The organism is Tolypothrix sp. PCC 7601, from assembly GCF_025677855.1.
Classification (GTDB): domain Bacteria; phylum Cyanobacteriota; class Cyanobacteriia; order Cyanobacteriales; family Nostocaceae; genus Aulosira; species Aulosira diplosiphon.
On the sequence record NZ_CP064879.1, the window covers coordinates 4,366,672 to 4,387,314 of the forward strand.

At 43.2% G+C, this 20,643-nt stretch carries 9 protein-coding genes; 8 read left to right on the forward strand and 1 reads right to left on the reverse strand.

Annotated elements, in window-relative coordinates:
• The first annotated feature begins 89 nt into the window (after positions 1 to 89).
• The 6 genes from HG267_RS17925 (at position 90) to HG267_RS17950 (ending at position 14,744) form a co-directional block, all read left to right on the forward strand.
• Positions 90 to 3,854 carry a filamentous hemagglutinin N-terminal domain-containing protein gene (locus HG267_RS17925; RefSeq protein ID WP_045869407.1) on the forward strand — a complete coding sequence of 1,255 codons (3,765 nt, stop codon included), beginning with the start codon at positions 90 to 92 and terminating at the stop codon, positions 3,852 to 3,854.
• A 64-nt stretch (positions 3,855 to 3,918) separates the two neighbouring features.
• Entirely contained in the window at positions 3,919 to 5,742 is a 1,824-nt protein-coding gene (locus HG267_RS17930; RefSeq protein WP_081583975.1) for a ShlB/FhaC/HecB family hemolysin secretion/activation protein, read from the forward strand.
• Between the two features lie 98 nt (positions 5,743 to 5,840).
• Entirely contained in the window at positions 5,841 to 8,639 is a 2,799-nt protein-coding gene (locus HG267_RS17935; protein ID WP_045869406.1) for a CHAT domain-containing protein, read from the forward strand.
• Positions 8,640 to 8,952: 313 nt separating this feature from the next.
• Positions 8,953 to 9,795 carry a uroporphyrinogen-III synthase gene (locus HG267_RS17940; protein ID WP_045869405.1) on the forward strand — a complete coding sequence of 281 codons (843 nt, stop codon included), beginning with the start codon at positions 8,953 to 8,955 and terminating at the stop codon, positions 9,793 to 9,795.
• Positions 9,796 to 9,937: 142 nt separating this feature from the next.
• On the forward strand, positions 9,938 to 12,142 hold the full coding sequence (locus HG267_RS17945) for a hypothetical protein (RefSeq protein ID WP_045869404.1): 2,205 nt from the start codon (positions 9,938 to 9,940) through the stop codon (positions 12,140 to 12,142).
• Between the two features lie 478 nt (positions 12,143 to 12,620).
• A complete protein-coding gene (locus HG267_RS17950) occupies positions 12,621 to 14,744 on the forward strand; it encodes a tetratricopeptide repeat protein (RefSeq protein WP_045868999.1) in 2,124 nt (707 codons plus the stop codon).
• Positions 14,745 to 15,150: 406 nt separating this feature from the next.
• Here the strand turns inward: HG267_RS17950 and HG267_RS17955 are convergent, their stop codons facing one another.
• Positions 15,151 to 15,522: a hypothetical protein gene (locus HG267_RS17955; protein WP_045868998.1), complete on the reverse strand. Its 372-nt coding sequence runs from the start codon at positions 15,520 to 15,522 to the stop codon at positions 15,151 to 15,153.
• Between the two features lie 104 nt (positions 15,523 to 15,626).
• Here HG267_RS17955 and HG267_RS17960 point away from each other — a divergent pair, with 104 nt between their 5' ends.
• The gene (locus tag HG267_RS17960; RefSeq protein WP_155539073.1) at positions 15,627 to 15,833 is read left to right on the forward strand and encodes a hypothetical protein; all 207 of its coding nucleotides are present in this window, start codon (positions 15,627 to 15,629) and stop codon (positions 15,831 to 15,833) included.
• 412 nt (positions 15,834 to 16,245) lie between these two features.
• Positions 16,246 to 20,349 carry a HEAT repeat domain-containing protein gene (locus HG267_RS17965; RefSeq protein WP_052335115.1) on the forward strand — a complete coding sequence of 1,368 codons (4,104 nt, stop codon included), beginning with the start codon at positions 16,246 to 16,248 and terminating at the stop codon, positions 20,347 to 20,349.
• Positions 20,350 to 20,643 lie beyond the last annotated feature (294 nt).

Below are 20,643 nucleotides of genomic sequence, written 5' to 3' on the forward strand. Positions count from 1 at the left end.
TTAGTTGAATTTACTGAAATTCAACCTAAAAAAAGCTTTAAGTAAATTTTAAGTAAAGTTTACGTGGGGTTTATTCTCCTCTGTAGAAAATGAAACAAGTTCCTCGCCAAATTTTGATTACCTGTAGTGTTTACCTGTGCTGCGTATTTGCTGCTGACTATGCCTCTGCACAAATTTCTGCAGATAGCAGCGTTGGTACTCAGGTGAATATTTCTGGTTCTGCTAGTAACATCTATGAAATTACTGGTGGTTCGCAAGTAGGTAGCAACCTTTTCCATAGCTTTCGGGAATTTTCTGTACCCACTGGCGGCGAGGCTTTTTTCAATAACAACACAAATTTAAATAACATTACTAACATCATCAACCGCGTCACAGGTGGTTCAATTTCTAATATTGATGGTTTAATCAGAGAAAATTATGGTGCAAATTTTATCCTGATTAACCCCAGTGGGATTAATTTTGGTGCCAATGCCCAACTGAATATTGGGGGTTCATTTTTGGCAAGTACGGCGGAGAGTGTCAAATTTGCTGATGGTGCAGAATTTGGTGCTAAAAATATTGCCACTCCCCCGTTACTAACAATTAGCGTGCCAGTGGGTTTGCAATTTGGGCAAAATCCGGCAGCTATTAGACTGCAAGGACAGGGACATAATATCTCACTGCAAAGTCCCATTTTCTCGCCCTTCACTAGGGGCGCTACTAATGGCTTAAAAGTGAAACCTGGTAATACATTAGCTTTGGTAGGCGGAGGAATTATTTCCGAGGGTGGTACACTGACAGCTGAAGGCGGACGCATTGATTTAGGTAGCGTCGCAGGTGGTCTAGTCAGCCTCAATCCTAATGCTCAAGGCTGGAATTTAGGTTATCAAGGTGTGAGCAATTTTGGGGATATTTCTTTATCTCAAAAAGCATTAGCTGATACTAGCGGCCCTGGTAGCGGCTCAATTCAGTTGCAGGGACGCAACATTGGTATTCGCGACGGTTCGGTAGTATTAATTCAAACCCAAGGAACGCAATCAGCTGGTAGCATCAATGTGAAAGCTACTGATTCCTTAACATTAGTGGGTACTACCACCAATGGGCAAATCTCTAGCAACTTATTTACCGAAACTCTGGGCGCTGGTAAAAGCGGAGATATTAATGTTTTCACTCCGCGCCTAGTCATTCAAGATGGTGCTGCTATTTCTGCGGTTACCTACACGGCAGCTCCCGGTGGCAATATTAATATCAATGCCGATCAATCTGTGCAGGTAATTGGCTTTTCACCTTTTAACCTTAGTCGGTTTACTAATATTACTGCGGCAACTTTTGGTGCTGGTGATGCTGGCAGACTCACAATCTCAACCACACAATTGAGTGCCTTATCTGGAGGGACGATTACATCAGTAACAGTTGGTGGTACTGGTTCTGGTGGGAATGTCAATATAAATGCTGATAAATTAGTGGAGTTAATTGGTGTTGCACCAGGTGTTTTTACACCCAGCGCCATTTCTGCTGGCACTGCTGGCCCAGGCAAGGCAGGTAGTGTGGCAATTAATACCGAGCGTGTAGTCATCAAAGATGGCGGCAGAATTGATGCTTCGACCTTAGCAAGTGGCCCAGCTGGCAGCATTACCATTAATGCGAAAGAGTCAGTAGATTTGAGTGGTAAAGTCTCCGGCTCTGTCAATCCTAGTTTGATTATCTCCTCTGCAAATATTGTCGATCCCACTTTGCAACAGTTATTAAGGGTGCCGCCTGTACCCAGTGGGGCATCGGGAGACGTAACAATTAACACAGGAAGATTCACAGTTACAGATGGGGCACAAGCGACTGTGAGGAATGATGGTTCAGGGGATGCAGGGACGCTGCGAGTCAATGCTGACTCAATTTCGCTGAATAATCAAGGTGGCATTACCGCAGTAACTACTGGGGGTAAAGGTGGCACCATTGATTTAAAAGTCAAAGATACCTTAGAGATGTCTGGTAGCAGCCAGATATCTAGTGACAATTTAGGTGCAGGAGCAGCCGGTAACTTAACGATTGATACAGGTAAATTAAAAATGAGCGATCGCTCGTTTTTCTCTGCACTTACCTATGGTGAAGGTAAAGGTGGAGACCTCAATATCCGCGCTGCTGACTCTATCGACATAGTAGGTACTGGATTTGCTGAGTTCCAAGGTACTTTTCAGGTGGGAGCTTTATTAGGAACGCTGAAACCCACCGATAGAGGCACTGGCATATTTATTGGCTCTGTGGGTGCAGGTACTTCTGGTAACCTCAATCTAGAGACTCGCTCCCTCAAGATGCAGAATGGCGGGATTATCTTTAGTCCCACATTCACCTCAGGAATAGGAGGAACCGTCAATATCCGCGCCAGCGATGTTGTAGATGTGAATGGTTCTGCTATTCAAACCGGAAATGTCCGTGGCAGTACTGGTACAGCTAGTGACATTATCATTGATACCAAGCAGTTAAGATTGCAAGATGGCGGTACAATTGTTAGTCCCACCTTAGGCAATGGTGCAGGTGGGGATGTATTGATCAAAGCCAGTGATTCTGTGCAAATAGAGAGAACGCCACCCGGTGCGGCATTGTTAACAGGGATCTACACTAACACTACCTTTGGTACAGGACAGGGCGGCGATTTGCGAATTGATACAGGCAAACTATTTGTAGAAGATGGAGTAATTGGTAGTAATACAGGCAGTTCCCTGCCATTTGGTGTGATTCCCTTTGGTGGTACTGGGGGGAATGTCATAGTTAATGCCACTGAGTCTGTAGAAATTGCTGGTATTTTACCTGATGCGAGATTTCCTAGCGGTTTGGGTACTACAGGGTTTAGCGCATCTCGCTCCGGCGACTTAACGATTTCTACTAAGAAACTGATTCTGCGTGATGGGGCAGATGCATCAACTGCTACCTTGGGTGCAGGGAAAGGGGGAACATTAACTGTCAACGCCTCAGAGTCAATTGAACTTAGCGGCACCAAAGTTGGCGATTTAGTGCTGGGTGGTATCTCAGCGGCGGCGGGACGTGCTAACTTACCCGAACTACCAGCGACAGGTGCGTCTGGTGATGTCAGCATATCTACCGGAAAACTGATTGTGAGAGATGGTGCCAAAATTGACGTACAAAGTTTAGGCCCTGGCAATGCAGGTAATATGCAAGTTGTCGCTAACTCCATCTTTTTAGATAATCAAGGCACCATCTCTGCAACCACTACATCTGGTGAAGGTGGCAACATCAACCTGCAAACGAGAACTTTGCTGATGCGCCATAACAGCCAGATATCTGCTACCGCAGGTGGCAGTGGTAATGGGGGTAACATTACCATTACTGGTTTTAGTCCGGCTAACTTCGTGGCGCTACTAGAAGGTAGTAAAATTACCGCCGATGCTTTTCAGGGTAGGGGGGGAAACATTAGCATCAACACCAGAGGGTTATTTGCCTGTCCAGAATGCCAGATTAGTGCCAGTTCTGCACTGGGGGTAGCTGGTGAAATCACAATTATTACACCAGAAGCAGAAAGTAACTTTGAAATTGTGGATATTCCCCAAGAAGTAGCGCAACCAGAACAGGTGGTAGCACAAGCTTGTCGAGCCACAGCCAGACAAGCGCGGAGTGAATTTACGATTACTGGACGTGGGGGATTACCACCCCGTCCCAGTGAAGCCCTCAGTAGTGGAGCTTTAGTCAGTTTTGAACCTGCTGTTCCTAGCGCTGCTACAGAAGTTAATCGTACTGCACAACTGCCAGAGCCAGCACGCGGTTGGTATGTCAATAGCCAAGGAGTATTAGTTCTCGCCAGTCAAGCACCATCTGCTAGTCCCTATAGTTCTGGATTACCTTCATCTAACTGCCATGCAAATTAAACAGAATTGGGGAGAAATAGGGGGAAAAGGAGAAGGGAAAAAGGGGAAAGGGATTGAATTACCAATGTTGTTTCCATTGATCTCAGGTGGTACGTCATCTGTTAACCGTTGTCAAAAACTGCCATTGAGTGCGAGTGTGAGGAAACCGAAATTTTCTTTATCTCCGTATCTTTCCTTAATGGTGCTGGTGACTCTACTACATCAGACAACCTCTGTGCTGGGACAAACAACTAATCCTGTAACGCCACAGCCTGTAACGCCAAAGCCGCCAGAACTACCACCACCTCAGCCTCTACCGCCAACACCAAAACCTGCACCGATTCAAATACCACCCACAGCGCCACCATCACCCGATGAAGTGCGTGATATTCCGGGGAATATCACAGTGAAGCAGTTTGAGTTTGTGGGGAATACAGCATTTAGCCAAGCAGAATTAAGTCAGGCGATCGCAGATTTTACCAATAAACCCATCGCCTTTGCCCAACTTCTGCAAGCGGCGAATCAAATCACTCAACTGTATGTCCAAAAGGGTTACATTACCTCTGGTGCTTACATACCGAGTCAAGAATTCCGTTCTGGAATCATCAAAATTCAGGTGGTGGAAGGCAGTTTAGAAGATATTCAAGTCAACGTTACGAAAGGACGGTTGAACCCAAATTATATTCGCAGTCGAATTGCTTTAGGCGCAAAAAAACCTCTGAATATCAATCAGTTACAGGAAGCTTTGCAAATATTGCAACTCAATCCTTTAATTGAGAGTTTGGATGCGGAATTAACTGCTGGTACTAGGCCTGGTGTGAATTCTTTGGCGGTAAATGTCAAAGGTGCCAGAACATTTAATGCCCAAGTCAACCTCAATAATAATCGCAACCCCAGCGTCGGTAGTTTTGAGCGTGGTATCACCTTATCAGAAGCTAACCTGCTGGGAATAGGAGATAAGTTGAGTGTCTCCTACAGTAATACCGATGGTAGCAATCAATATGAAGGTGGCTACACTATACCTATAAATGCTCGCAATGGCACCATTGGCTTTAACTACCGCATCACAGACAACCGCATCGTGGAACCGCCATTCAATGATTTGGATATTGAGGTGAATTCGCGGGAATTTGAACTAACTTATCGTCAACCCGTCATCCAAAGGGCGACACCAGAATTCAGTCAAGAACTGACACTTAGTTTCTCAGCCGCCAGAAGGGAAAGTTTTTCTTCGATTCAAGGTGTAAAGTTTCCCCTATTTCCTGGTGCTAACGATCAAGGAGAAACGCGAATCAGCGAATTGAGTTTTGCTCAAGAATGGCTACAACGCAGCCGGAAAGAAGTATTAGCCGCGCGTTCCGAGTTTAACGTTGGGATTGGGGCTTTTGATGCCACGATTAATAATAACGAACCAGATAGTAGATATTTTCTCTGGCGGGGACAGCTGATATATTTACGCCTCCTTGGTACACCCTCAACCCAAGGTGCGATCGCACCCACATTATTGTTACGTTCTAATGTGCAATTAGCCAGTGACTCTCTACTTTCCATTGAACAATTTAGTTTAGGTGGACAAGGAACAGTGCGCGGTTATCGCCAAGATACATTACTCAGCGATAACGGCATTTTCGCATCCGCCGAATTGCGTTTACCCGTCGCCCGTTTCCCACAAGTGCAAGGAACTTTACAAGTAGCCCCATTTATCGATGTCGGTACTGTATGGAATACAGGCAGAGAAAACTCCAGCCCCAACACACTCGCAGGCTTAGGATTAGGCTTACTCTGGCAAATGGGCGATAAATTTACAGCCCGCCTCGATTGGGGGATTCCTTTAGTGAGTATTGATACCGACAAGCGCACATGGCAAGACAATGGGTTGTATTTTCAATTGGAGTATAAAGCGTTTTAAAGGGGGAAGGGGGAAAGGGGGAAGGGGGAAAGGGTGAAGGGTGAAGGGTGAAAGGGGAAAGGGGAAATAACCAATAATAAATACCAAATAACAAAACTATGTTTTATAAAAAATATCGTCGTTTATTAGTTTTTATACTTTCGGCTTTATTGGGCTTGTTATCTAGTTTGAGTATTCCTGCTTGGTCAAATTCTGGTAGTCAACAACTTAGGAACTCCCAAGAACTAGAAAAATTATCGACTACCCAATTACCAATTACCAATTACCAATTACCCATTACCCAATCCCCAGTCCCCAGTCCCCAGTCCCCCCAATCCCCAGCCCTAGACCTAGCTCGAGAAGGGCAACAGCGCTACAATGCGGGACAATTAGAAGCAGCAGCGAAGTTATGGCAAAGGGCGGCTGAGGCTTATCAAAAAGTGGGCGATCGCGAGGGGATGAGTAAGAGTCTGATCAATAAGTCTCAGGCTTTGCAAGATTTGGGGCTTTATCCCACCGCTTGTAAGACTGTATTGCAAGCTTTAGCAATTAAAAACCCAGATTGTCGTCCCAATCAAATCGACGAAGTTCAAAAAACCTTTGCTCAACAACAAGGTTCTTTGTCTCTTACTCAAGGAATTGGTTTACATAGCCTGGGTGATATTCTCCGCAAGCAGGGATTCTTACAACAGTCACAAGAAATTTTGCAGTTGAGTCTATCCGCAATGGGAGAATCACCTGCTAAAAGTGGGGTGCTGCTGAGTTTAGGAAATACTCAACGCCTATTAGGAAACCAAAGCCGCGATCGCTGGGATTATGATGCAGTTACGGAAATTATCGATCGCAAATCTCTGGCGGATGCACTAGCACCTTATCAGCAAGCTTTTAACTACTATAGCCAAGGAGCAAAATTAGCATCAGCCCCAGCAATTCCTAAAATTCAAGCTCAACTAAATCACCTTCAATTATTACTAGATATTCAAAAATGGTGGGGCGAACAGACGCAACGCCGTATCGGTTCTTGGACGAGATTTAATGAAGCTGATTTAATTCAACGGGCGCAAGATTTTCTCTCGCAGTTGCGGTTACCGTTAAACCAAGATGCACAAGCTTTGCAAGGTGAAATTGCATCGCAATTGGGTAATCTTCCTCCCAGTCGCGCTGCAATTTATGCCCAAATCAACTTTGCCGAATCTTTGATGCAAAGCGAACAATTAGACAAAGTTGAACCAGTATTAAATGCTGCACTGCAACAAGCGCGTAATCTCCAGGATCGGCAAGCTGAAAGTTACGCTTTGGGCTACTTGGGTAAACTGTATCAAAAGCAAGGAAAATTCAGCCAGGCTACAACACTTACCCAACAAGCGCTGATGTTAGCCCAAGAACAAAATATTAACGGTGATGCGCGGGAAGTTACTTATCTTTGGCAATCTCAGTTAGGGAGATTATTACGCAGCCAAGGAGATCCCAAAGGTGCGATCGCAGCTTACACCGCCGCTTTTAGTACTTTGCAATCTCTGCGTAGCGATTTAAATGCTAATAACCAAGATGTACAGTTTGACTTTATCCAAGAAGTCAAACCTGTTTATGTGGAATTAGTAGATTTGCTTTTGCAATCTAATCTCAGCGCTGAAGAATTAAATTCTCTCATCGTCTCTAATGCAGGACTTAAAGAGCAAAAATCAACCACTAAACAACCCCAAGAACGTTTAGAATTAGCCCGCAGAGTCATAGAATCTTTGCAACTAGCAGAACTCGATAACTTCTTTCAAGACCCCTGCTCTGAAACTACAAATGTCGCGGTACAAATTGATAATATTGACCCCCACGCAGCTGTTATCTATCCCATAGTTTTGCCTGACCGCTTAGAAGTAATCGCTTCGATACCGGGTAAATCTTTGCAGGAAGTCAAAATTCCCATCAGCGAACAAAAAGTTAATGAAACTCTCGATAAGCTTTACGATAATTTAGATAACGCGAGTATCAATACTTCGGCGCGAAATATTGTCTTTACTTCTAACCCCGACCCCAAGGAATTCCAAGATAATCTGCAAACATTATTACCAATATTTGGCGAAGTTTATAACTGGCTGATTAAACCTTTTGAGGCAGAATTAGATAGAAACCAAATTCAAACTTTAGTATTTGTCTTAAATGGCAGATTGCAGCGAGTACCAATAGCTGCTCTTTACAACGGACAGAATTATTTAATTGAGAAATATAGTGTAGCCTTGGTTCCTAGTTTGCAATTAATTAATCCGAAACAATTGCAAAGGAGACCGCTAAAAGTATTAGCCGCAGGAGTGAGCGAGCAACTGAAAGTCCAAGGAGAATATTTTGCAGCATTGGTGAACGTCCCCAAGGAATTAGACCAAATTAAACAAACCTTTCCTAGTTCTAAAAAACTGCTAAATCAAGAATTCACCGCCAAAACTATTCAAAAGCAATTGCAATCAAATTTCCCTGTAGTTCACCTCGCAACTCATGGTTTGTTTAGTTCTAATCCCCAACGGAATTTTATTATTACAGGGGATGCGAAAAGTATCAGTATTAATGAGTTGAGTACTTTGTTGAGGGGACAAGATAGAGCTATAGAATTACTTGTGCTGAGTGCTTGTGAAACTGCGACTGGCGATGAGCGAGCAGTTTTAGGTTTAGCTGGAATGGCGGTGCGTTCTGGAGCCCGTAGTACACTAGCAACTCTTTGGCCTGTAGGCGATGCTTCCACCACCAAACTCATGGGTCAATTTTACCAAGACCTTAAACAACCAGGAGTCAAACAAGCAGACGCACTCAGAAACGCCCAGCGATCGCTGTTAGAATCTTTGAAGCAAAATCCACCGTTCCCTCAGTTAAAGAATTTACCACCGCATCCTTATTATTGGGCACCTTATGTTTTGGTGGGGAATTGGCAATAGGGATTGGGGATTGGGGACTGGGGGAATGGGGAAGGGGGAAGGGGTAATGGGGGATGAAGGAGATGAGGAAGCAGGGGAAGCAGGGGAGAAATTTCCATTACCAATTACCAATAACAAATGACAAATGACAAATGACCAATAACAAATGACAAATGACAAATGACCAATAACAAATGACAAATAACAAATGACAAATAACAAATGACAAATAACAAATGACAAATGACAAATGACCAATAACAAATGACAAATAACAAATGACAAATGACCAATAACAAATGACAAATGACAAATGACAAATAACAAATAACAAATGACAAATGACAAAAAATTGCCTTTATATGGCAAAAGAATACTGGTGACAGCGCCGAGAAGTTATGCTTTTAGGTTGTCGGAGGTAATCATCAAAAAAGGTGGATTACCTTTTTTGATGCCAACTATCGAAACTACTTCACTCACAGATTATGTTGAGTTAGATGCTGTTTTGAGGCGGATAGATGAATTTGATTGGATTGCATTTACCAGTAGAAATGGAATTAATGCATTTTTTCAACGCTTGAATGTTTTGAATATTTCTCTATCAGCGTTGCAAAATTGCAAACTTTGTGCGATTGGTAAAGATGCAGAATTATTATTATCTCTTTGTCGCAGAGTTGATGTAATTCCGGCAGAATCTAGCCCAGTAGGAATTGTTAATGAATTAGCGAAAATTGCTGATATTCACCAGAAAAAAATTCTAGCACCAGTTCCAGAAGTAGTGGGAATGCCAGAACCGGATGTTGTGCCTAATTTTATTGCAGGGTTGCAAAAGTTAGGTATGCAAGTAACTCGTGTACCTAGTTATCAAACTGCTGGTTTAGATAAAAATATTTATGCTGTGGAATTAGACTTACTGCGTCAAGGAATGATCGATGTAATTGCTTTTAGCAGTACGGTAGAAATAGAAAGCTTTTTAACAATGGTCAACTCAAAATTTGATTATCAGCATTCTGTAATTGCTTGTTTTGGCCCTTATACTGCTGCTAATGCGAAAAAATTAGGTTTAGAAGTTGCCATATTGTCACAAGACTATAGCTCATTTGCAGGTTTCGCAGATGCGATCGCACAATTTTTCACCAACCCCAATCCCCTCGCGGATGCGTTACGCTACCGCTAACGCATCCTACCGTGAATTTCCCCATTACTCATTACCCATTACTCATTACTCATTACCCCTTCCCCATTACCCCTTCCCCCTTCCCCTTAATCATTCCCATCGAGAAATCTAATAATTTGCACAGATGAACTTTTGAGGAAAAGTGGATGAGCTTGTTGTAGTAAGTCCTGAAGCAGTAAACCAAATACCTCAAACTATGACATCTACGGTGCAAATTGGCTCAGAACTTTGCCAGACAGTTATTTACGAGAAAATTAATGATGCTAGTAATGATGCACAGCAATTAATCAAGGTTCAGCAGTATGAGCAAGCGCTGAATATATACAATCAAATACTCAGTCAGATTCCACTTCTCTCCAGCCACGAACAACGGGAGTATGTAATTGTCAGTCTGATTGCAGATGAACAGACTATTTTTCAACCCTTAACTCAACTCCCACGTGCAGAACAAGATAAGTGGGTTGAGTGGCTGGGGAAAGTACAGGAATATTTGCTGAGTTTAGCTGAAACTGGTAGTTCCGCCATTTCTCAACAGTTATACCAATTGGCGGAAGCTTATTACATTCTAGGGAGAAACGAACAGGTGGCGATCGCTATGCAACAAGCCACCACAGCAGCGCTGCAAATCTCCGATCCTGGCTTTCGCGCTACTGAATTTATTCAAATAGCCAGATTTTGCCTGCAATTCCAACAACAAGCCCAAGCTCAACAAGCATTATCTCAAGCTTTGGCGACTGTGGAACAAATGCCGAGTGATAATCCCTACGCTCAAGGGGATCATTTATACTCGATTGCTACACTATATATTCAATTGGGTGAAGCCAGACGCGCTTTGTCATTAGCTGACAAAATTATTAATGAATTTTATCCTAATTACATTCGCCAAGAAGTTGTACGGGATGCTATTAAACGAAGAGATTTACATTTAGCTCAAGCTGTTACAGCAAAAATTCAAGAAGCTGAAAGCCAAGCACTCGCCTTAGTAGATATGGCAGTTTATTGGGCAACTAACAATCAACCTCGATTGGGTAATCGTCTGTTTGCCCAAGCTTTAAAACGAGTAGCTAAAGAAGAATATGCCCAAAATATCCAATCAAGACTAATTCAAATTTACAGGACATCAGGGCAATTAACTATTAGCTTGAATGCGGCTCAAAGACTGACTCAGGATGAATCGAAGGCGCTGGCTTTGGGTGCAGTTGCTGTGGCTTATGCAAAAGCTAAACAACCGCAGCAGGTACAAAAAATTCTTGCCCAACTCACCGATTTGATTCAATCGGCAGCCGCTGTTAATAATGTTGGTTACGTCAACAATATATTGCAATTTGCTGTAGATGCAAGACAGTATAATTTGGCGATCGCAATTTTAAATGCGGTGAAGAATAACGCCAACTTTGACTCAAAGCCTTATTGGTATCGGCAAGTTGTCTCAGCACAATTAGCATTGCCAGATATAGATAAAGCACTACAATTAGCAAAGCAGATTCCTGGTAAGTTTTGGCCAGAACAACGCAATTCTAGTCTGCAAGAAATTGCCATCGCTTATGCTAATGCTCAACAATGGAATCGAGCTATTGATGTGCTGACAGAAATTGAAAATTCCGCTTTTACTCCCTATCAGGTATTAACAGGAGCAGAATTAGCAGCGACAGCAACGACACCGCAACAATTCACAAGCTTGATTCAAAAAGTAATTGCACAAACACAAGCCTTAAAACAGCTTGAACTAAAAGCCTGGGCGCTGGCTGCGATCGCTCAAGCTTATCTACGTGCAGGATATGCAGAACAAACACAATCTTTCTTAGAACAAGCGATTCAAACAGCGCAGCAGGTAGAAGATAATGAAATGCGGGGTCGTTTGTTCGACCAAATGGTCAATTATCTAATTCAACAAAGACAATACACTGCTGCTTTAACGATAGCGCAAGCTCATCCTGTTTCTTATGGGCAAGGGTTAGCTTACCATAATATTTTCCAGCAGGCGCTTCCATCCTACGCTTTTGATGTGGCGTTGCAAGTAGTGGAATTAGAAACAGTACCCGAGATCCAAGCCACAAAATTATTAGCGATCGCGAAAATTTATATGCAACTGGGGCGCAATGAAGATGCAATTACATTACTCGATCGCGCTTTTGCAGTAGCTCAAAAAATTGCCGATCCAGAAAGTCGCGTTATCCAAATTAACGAATATATAGAGGTAAATGATGAAAGCGATCGCCGTAGTCAATACACCCGCTTGGTAAGGCAATATGTTGCTTTAGAACAACTCGATAAAGCTCAACAAGTAGTAGCAAAAGTTCAGGAAGCATCTTTGCGAGATTACTTGCAAGCTTGGATTGATTGTTAAGTGCTGAGTGCTGAGTAACAATCCCATTGAGTAAATATTAAGTAGGGGAGCCACTGCGTTCACCTGTGTCAACTTAACGTGAAACCCGCTCTTGTGCAAGGTTTCGCCCTCACCCCCAGCCCCTCTCCCACAGGGAGAAGGGAGCCAGAGATTTAGTTCCCCTTCTCCTGCGGGAGAAGGGGTTAGGGGATGAGGGCGCGAGGTATTTGTACAACGCCCACCCTATATAGCTTTTAGCTTAAGTTGACACCAATGCACTGCGTTGCGCGGGTTCCCCGCGTTGTAGCAAGTGGCATTGTGTTACGGCTGTGCAAGGATTTCGGGCTTAGAGACAATGAAATTTAGCCGTAACGCACCATCTTTGTCGATGCCGTACTCTCTGCTAACGCATCCTACAATTTAAGGTTTACTGAATTTTTTTCAATAATCAAATCTGATTCCTATATCAGGATTAATTTTGAATTTGGAGCAAAGCAATATGACATCTAATATTCAAATTTCCCCAGAAGTTTACCAAAGAGTTCTTACTGAGAAAATTAATGAAGCTATCCTGCAAGCCAGTTATTTAGTGCGTACCCAGATTTATGACCAAGCACTGAAAAAATATCATCAAATTCTTAATCATATTACACTCCTCAGCAACAGCGAACAACGCTCATATTGGCTTTCTTATCTCTTGGGTTATGCAGATATTGTTTATATACTTCAACCTTTAGGTAAATTAACGCCCCAAGAGCAGGATAAGTGGATTGAGTGGCTAGAAAAAGTTCAGCAATCTGTACTGAATTTTCATGAAGATCCTAGAGTAATTGTTCAAGATTTAAAGCAACTGGCAAAAGTTTATCAAAATTTGGGACGCAGTGAGCTAGTAGCGATCGCCATGCAAAAAGCCACTACAGCAGCGCTACAAATTCCCGATCCCACAACTCGCACCGAACAATTAATTCAATTAGTATCAATTTGGCTAGCATCCCAACAAAAAGCCGAAGCCCAAGAATTACTCACTCAAGCTTTAACCTCTGTGGAACAAATTTCGGCTGAAGAACCCTTTAGCCGCAGTAATTCCCTGAGTTCAATTGCCATGCTATATCTTCAAATGGGTGAACCAAAACGCGCCATAGCATTAGCCGAAAAAGTTGCCAAGGACTATTCTCCTGAGTCAATTATTATAGAAGTGGTACGCGATGCAATTAAACGAAAAGATTTGCATTTAGCCCAGGCTGTCATCCCTAAAATTCAAACATTAGAATTTCAAGCTTTTTGCTTAGGAGAAATAGCAGTTTATTGGGCAACTCATAATCAACCCCGGCTGGGTAATCGCCTGTTTGCTAAAGCACTGAAGCAGGTAGCCAAACAAGAGGCTGCTGAAAGCCATCAAGCAACCCTGATTCAAATTTACAACACATCAGGTCAGCTAACCATTCTGCTGAATGCAATTCAACGACTAACTCATGATGGGCTAAAGGCTTCAGTATTAGCTGCACTTGCTATTGTTTACGCCAAAGCCAAACAACCCCAGCAGTTAAAACAGGTTTTAGCACAAATTCAGCGTTTAAATGATGGGGAAGGCATACTATTAAATGCTGCTATCAATGCACAAGAATATAATTTAGCGATCGCGCTATTCAAGAAGCTGAAGAACCCCAGCAACTTTGTCTATCAATCTGGTTTGTATCAACAACTAATTCAAGGACTTCTGCGATCGCAAAATCTCGCTCAAGCGCTGGAAGTAGCTAAACAAGCCAATCGTGATTTGTGGACAGAAGAACGCAATCTGATGTTGAAAGAAATTGCGCTCGCCTATGCCGATAATCAACAATGGAGTCAAGCAATTGCAGTAGCTAAACAAGTTAAAAATACCCTAATCAAACCATATCAGATATTAACCCAAGCAGAACTCGCAGCGAAAGCACCGACAATCCCAGAATTCACCAGCTTAATTCAACCTGCAATTGCACAAGCACAAACCCTCACAGTGATTGAGCATCAAGCCTTATCACTAGCTGCGATCGCACAAGCTTATTTGCGTATAGGAGAAACAGAACAGACACAATCTTTCTTGCAACAAGCAATCAAAATTCTCCAGCAAGTACAAGATGATGAAAATCGCTCTCGTCTATTTGCTCAAACTGTAGAGTATTTGATGAGCCAAAAACAATATCTAGCTGCTTTCAAAATCGCTCAAGCTCATTCAACTTCTCAGCTATTAGAATATGTCTACAATACGATCTACTATGAAATCAATGTTAACAACAACATTGAGATTGCATTGCCAGTGGTGGAAGCAGAATCGCTACCAGATAGACAAGCTACAACACTACTAGAACTAGCCAGAATTTATGCTTTACAGCAACGTCGTCAAGATGCTCTTGCATACCTCAATCGCGCCTTTGTAGTAGCGCAACAAATCGCTGATCCAGAAAGCCGCACAATTAATCGTTACGAGAATTCACCAGAACCTGATTATAACGATCGCCGTAGCCAATACACGCGCTTAGTGAAGCAGTATGTTGCCTTAGAACTACCAGATCAAGCTCAACAAGTAGTCGCAAAAGTTCAGGACAAATCTCTGCGCGATTACCTGCAAGCTTGGATTGATTAGACTTGCTCCGGAAGTGGGTGAAGGGGGAAGGGGGAAGGGGGAAAGGTTTGGTAAGTAGTTAAACAAAATTAATTACACAATGTCATTGCGAATGGAGCGGAGCGGAATGAAGCAATCGCAAGGGTTGAGATTGCTTCTCTTCGAGACGCTACGCGTTAAGCGAAGCTATGCCGAAAGCTTTACGCTGCGCTCGCAATGACTGTAATTAATTTTGCGTGGTTACTTATTTTCTCTTTCCCCTTTTACCTTTCTCCTTTCCCCACCCTTGGCAATTGATATGGAGAAGGGGGAAGGGTGAAATGGAGAAAGGTTTGGTATCTTTAACCTTTCCCCTTTCCCCACCCTTTGCAATTGATATGTATAAGGGCGATCGCATCCTTGCTCAAAATGCGATCGCTCTCATTAATTAACTAGTAGCAACTGGCTTTTTGCGGCTGGGACGCTTGCGGTCTGATTTTTTCTTCAATCCCACTGCTTGTGCTTGATCGCTATCCGAGCCATATTGTCCACGTATAACTTCTTTCATTGCTAAGATGGCATTGTGAAATTCCCATTCCGCCAATCTTGCAGCATCAGCCGCAGCCCGATAGATAGTTAAATTCTCGGTTTCTGTTTGTTGCTGCGCCAGCATAGCTTTATAAGCTTTCTGGATATTTGCAGTAGTTGCATCAGTACGAGTTGTATCGTAGGTGCTAACTGTTTGCAATCCGTGCCAAGAGGTAACATCTTGACTAATTTGTTGAGGACGTAACCGATTTGTAGTGTCTGGAAGAGGCATAGATACATACCTGATGAACTATATATTTAATCTGCCCATTTCTCTAAAAAACTTAACAATAAGATAAAATTTGTTCATAAAATCAGCGAAGAAACAGCGAGATCATGATTGCAAGTTCATGTAATGGCATTACTGACCGACGTAATCACATTACTGACCAACGTAATCGCATTCCCGACCGACGTAATCACATTACTAAGCGACGTAATCGCATTACCGACCGACGTAATCACATTACTGAGCGACGTAATCGCATTACTGACCGATGTATTAATTATCGCTGTCAAAGTTTGGGGGATCTAATTGTGTAATGCATGAAGTGATGCGATCGCTCATAATGACATTGTGCAACAGGCGGTATAAAGTGCGATCGCTCATTTTTTAGACTGCATTAGCTTTGGTGTAATACCGTTTCGCGTTAATTATGACATTAAGCTAAAAGCTATATAGGGCAGGCGTTATACAAATACCTCGCGCCCTCATCCCCTAACCCCTTCTCCCCCAGGAGAAGGGGAATTAAATCTCTTGCTCCCCTCTCCCACCGGGAGAGGGGTTGGGGGTGAGGGCAAAAACCTTGCAACAAGGCGGGTTTCGCGTTAAGTTGACACCAACTGCCATTGCCATGCCCTTACGCTGCTTTCGGACAGACTAAAATTTGACCTTATACTAATTATTCATACAGCCTAAGCAACAATTTTAGCCCTTGCTCGGTCAACTTCCTGCATGAACGCTGATTTTCAACAATACCTACAATCTGTCTGCCACACTTACCAATGTTGGTGGGAAAAGTACACCATTACAGATGTAGAAGGGCGTAGACAAAACTCACCGTTTGAGGGCTTGATGGTAGCAACAGTGTCGCCAAAGCAAGACAAACGAGATGACACCCAGGAGAAAACAGAACGCTTACCAGTGCAGGAAGGGTTACGTAAATATGCAGAGAATCATGTATTACTTGTAGGTAAACCAGGTTCAGGCAAATCAACGGCGTTAGCGCGGCTATTGTTGGAAGAAGCAGAGAAAGCAAAATATTTAGGCGATTCGGGGTGCATACCCGTGCTGTTGGAGTTGCGACAATACACAACTTCAGTGATGGATTTGATCCAAAATTTTTTGCACCGACATGGATTATATCTAGATGTAGAAATCAAAACCTTGTTGCGTAACCGGCAATTTTTGCTGCTTGTGGATGGGGTAAACGAGTTACCCAATAAAGAAGCAAGGCGAGATTTAAAAACTTTTCGGGAAAATCACCCCAAAACCCCCATGATTTTTACTACGCGAGATTTGGGCGTAGGTGGCGATTTGGGAATTGAGCAAAAGCTGGAAATGCAACCCCTAACCGAAGAACAGATGCAGCAGTTTATCCGCGCCTATTTGCCGGAAACAGGTGAGGAAATGCTACAGCGTTTAGGTGAAAGATTGCGTTCCTTTGGGGAAACGCCCTTGCTGCTGTGGATGCTGTGTGAGTTATTTCAACAAACAAACAATATACCGCCGAATTTAGGTTTGGTGTTTCGACAGTTTACGCAATTTTATGTCGGCAAAATTAAAGATGATGTTGGATTAGTTGAGGAGTTGCGCGGCTGGTGGAAGCAGTCATTGGAAGCATTGGCTTTCACCATGATGCAAGGAGAAACGCCAACAGAATTGCGAGTCATCATTGATAGGCTTGAGGCGGAAGAAATTTTGACAAAGTTTCTGGAAGGGAAAGTTGATTATCCGCCTACTCGCGCCAAAGAATTGCTGAAAGATTTACTCAAGCATCATTTAATTCAAATTAGTAGCAATGAAAAAATAGAGTTTCGCCACCAGCTGCTTCAGGAATACTACGCTGCGGAATGCCTACTTCAGAAGCTTCCCCATATTAGTAATGAAAAGTTGAAGCGGGATTATCTAAATTATTTAAAGTGGACAGAACCTTTAGCGCTAATGTTGGCTTTAGTGGAGAAAGAAGCGCAAGCAGTAGGCGTGGTGAAGTTAGCTCTAGAGGTGGATTTAGAGTTAGGAGCAAGGTTAGCAGGAGAGGTAAAGCCAGAGTTTCAGAAGAAAACTGTTGATTTAATTCTAGAGTTAGAAGTTTCTGAAGCGATCAAAATGGAGTTTTTAGGCAGCACGCGCTCTGGGCACGGATTTGCATTTGTAACTAATGGACTACAAAATCAAGATGCTAATGTGCGTATAACTGCCGCATGGGCATTAGGAGAAATCAAAGATAGTCAAGCGGTAGCACCATTGATTCAAGCTTTGCAAGATCGAGATTCTTGGGTGCGTAGTCGTGCGGCAGAAGCATTAGGAAAAATCAAAGATAGACAAGCGGTAGCACCATTGATTCAAGCTTTGCAAGATCGAGATTCTTGGGTGCGTAGTCGTGTGGCAGAAGCATTAGCAAAAATCAAAGATAGCCAGGTGGTAGCAGCATTGATTCAAGCTTTGCATGATCAAGACTCTGATGTGCGTAGTCGTGTGGCAGAAGCCCTGAGAGAAATCAAAAATAGCCAGGCGGTAGTAGCATTAATTCAAGCTTTGCACGATCAAGATTCTTGGGTGCGTAGCATTGCCGCACAAGCATTAAAAGAAATCAAAGATAGCCAGGCGGTAGCACCATTGATTCAGGCTTTGAATCATCAAGATTCTTGGGTGCGTAGCATTGCCGCACAAGCATTAGGAGAAATCAAAGATAGCCAGGCGGTAGCACCATTGATCCAGGCTTTGAATCATCAAGATTCTTGGGTGCGTAGCATTGCCGCACAAGCATTAGGGAAAATCAAAGATAGCCAGGCAGTAGCACTGTTGATTCAAGCTTTGCAAGATCGAGATTCTTCTGTGCGTAGGATTGCTGCACAAGCATTAGGAGAAATCAAAGATAGCCAGGCGGTAGCACCATTAATTCAGGCTTTACACGATCGAGATTTTGATGTACGTAGCAGTGCCGCACAAGCATTAAAAGAAATCAAAGATAGCCAGGCGGTAGCACCATTGATTCAGGCTTGGAATGATCAAGATTCTTGGGTGCGTAGGATTGCTGCACAAGCATTAGGAGAAATCAAAGATAGCCAGGCGGTAGCACCATTGATTCAAGCTTTACACGATCAAGATTCTGATGTGCGTAGGATTGCTGCACAAGCATTAGGAGAAATCAAAGATAGCCAGGCGGTAGCACCATTGATTCAGGCTTTGCACGACCAAAATTCTGATGTGCGTAGGATTGCCGCACAAGCATTAGGAGAAATCAAAGATAGCCAGGCGGTAGCACCATTGATTCAAGCTTTGCACGACCAAAATTCTGATGTGCGTAGGATTGCCGCACAAGCATTAGGAGAAATCAAAGATAGCCAGGCGGTAGCACCATTGATTCAGGCTTTGCACGACCAAAATTCTTCTGTGCGTAGAATTGCCGCGCAAGCATTAGGAAAAATTAAAGATAGCCAGGCGGTAGCACCATTGATTCAGGCTTTGCACGATCAAGATTATCAGATGCGTAGCAGTGCCGCACAAGCATTAGGAGAAATCAAAGATAGCCAAGCGTTAACAGCATTGATTCAGGCTTTGCACGATCAAGATTTTTGGGTGAGTATTCCTGCCACACAAGCATTAGGAGAAAACTGTAGCTCTGAAATACTTCCTGAAATGTGGAAGTTACGATTAACTGGGGTAGACGATGCAAAGTATGTAATTTCAAAGATTCAAGAGCGTTACAAATTTTATAACCATGAAATTTTTCATTCCCCCTCAATCGAAACCGCAACTCAAACAGAATCAAAGCCGATGAAATACCAAGATTTTCAAATATTAGTTGATAAAAATAACCAAATTCGCGCCTCTTCAACAAAAGAAGGTGAGGCTTTGAGTGAATTCCGCTTAGACATGAACGAAATTGAACTAGCCTTAGAACTGATTGAGTTAAACAAAACAAATGATAAATTACTCAAAAGATTAGGCAACCAACTTTACCAAGCGCTGTTTCCCAACCAAATTAACGCTCGCTTCCATGCCACAATGGCAGGGGCACAAGCAAATCAAGAAAGCGTTCGTTTGCGCTTAATATTTCAATCTCCGCAATTAGCCGCACTCCCCTGGGAATTTCTTTATGACGCAGAAACCAATATCTTTTTAGGAAACAACATCCAAACAGTGCTTTCTCGCTACATTGATGTTCCCCTGCAAAAACGCGATATCATAACCGCTAAGTTACCCCTAAAAGTGCTACTCGTCATTTCATCTCCTACCGACTTAGCTCCATTAGACGCAACTGGCGAAGCAACGCTGATTAACTCAGCGCTGGAAACACACATCAAAGCAGGTCAAATAGAATTAGATATTATCAAAGAAGCTACCACCCGCAACATTAATCAAAAGCTGCGCGAAAAACCCTACAATATATTCCACTTCATCGGGCATGGTGTTTTTAAAGACAACAAAGGCTACATTGCCCTAGAAGATGACAATAAGCAAGCTAAATTGATGGATGAAGAGAGTTTCTCCAACTTCTTCTTAGGCTACCGTAGCTTGGGGTTAGCTGTACTCAATTCCTGTAAAGGCGCAGAGGTGTCAGAACAGCAAATCTTTGCCGGAATCGCACCCAATCTTGTACAACGGGGAATACCTGCGGTAGTTGCGATGCAATATTCTATCTTTGACACCACCGCCAAGATTTTTGCTGATGAATTTTACCGCACCCTGGCTCTCGGCTATCCCGTAGACGCTGCTATCCAAACAACCCGCAACGCCATCTCTCAAGAAATCGGATTAAATCAACGCGACTTTGCTACACCAGTACTTTATATGCGTGCAAAAGATGGCATCATCTTGAATTTTCACGCATAATATTTCGTCGGTAACGCACGCTACTGGCGCGACAAGACTAAAATAGCGCATGAAAAAAACTCTTGTGGGATGGGCATCTTGCCCGTCCGGGGCGGGTGTTGGGCGTTGTACAAATAGCTCGCGCCCTCATCCCCTAACCCCTTCTCCCTCAGGGAGAAGGGGAATTGAATCTCTTGCTCCCCTCTCCTGGTGGGAGAGGGGCTGGGGGTGAGGGCGAAACCTTGCACAAGAGCGGGTTTCACGTTAAGTTGATACCTATGGCATCTTGCCCGTCCTGGGCGGACAAGATGTCCA

Bases quoted from the DNA above. Each gene is read 5' to 3' on its own strand.
- HG267_RS17925 (WP_045869407.1), top strand. From the start codon at position 90: ATGAAACAAGTTCCTCGCCAAATTTTGATTACCTGTAGTGTTTACCTG.
- HG267_RS17930 (WP_081583975.1), top strand. From the start codon at position 3,919: ATGTTGTTTCCATTGATCTCAGGTGGTACGTCATCTGTTAACCGTTGT.
- HG267_RS17935 (WP_045869406.1), top strand. From the start codon at position 5,841: ATGTTTTATAAAAAATATCGTCGTTTATTAGTTTTTATACTTTCGGCT.
- HG267_RS17940 (WP_045869405.1), top strand. From the start codon at position 8,953: ATGACAAATGACAAAAAATTGCCTTTATATGGCAAAAGAATACTGGTG.
- HG267_RS17950 (WP_045868999.1), top strand. From the start codon at position 12,621: ATGACATCTAATATTCAAATTTCCCCAGAAGTTTACCAAAGAGTTCTT.
- HG267_RS17955 (WP_045868998.1), bottom strand. From the start codon at position 15,522: ATGCCTCTTCCAGACACTACAAATCGGTTACGTCCTCAACAAATTAGT.
- HG267_RS17960 (WP_155539073.1), top strand. From the start codon at position 15,627: ATGATTGCAAGTTCATGTAATGGCATTACTGACCGACGTAATCACATT.
- HG267_RS17965 (WP_052335115.1), top strand. From the start codon at position 16,246: ATGAACGCTGATTTTCAACAATACCTACAATCTGTCTGCCACACTTAC.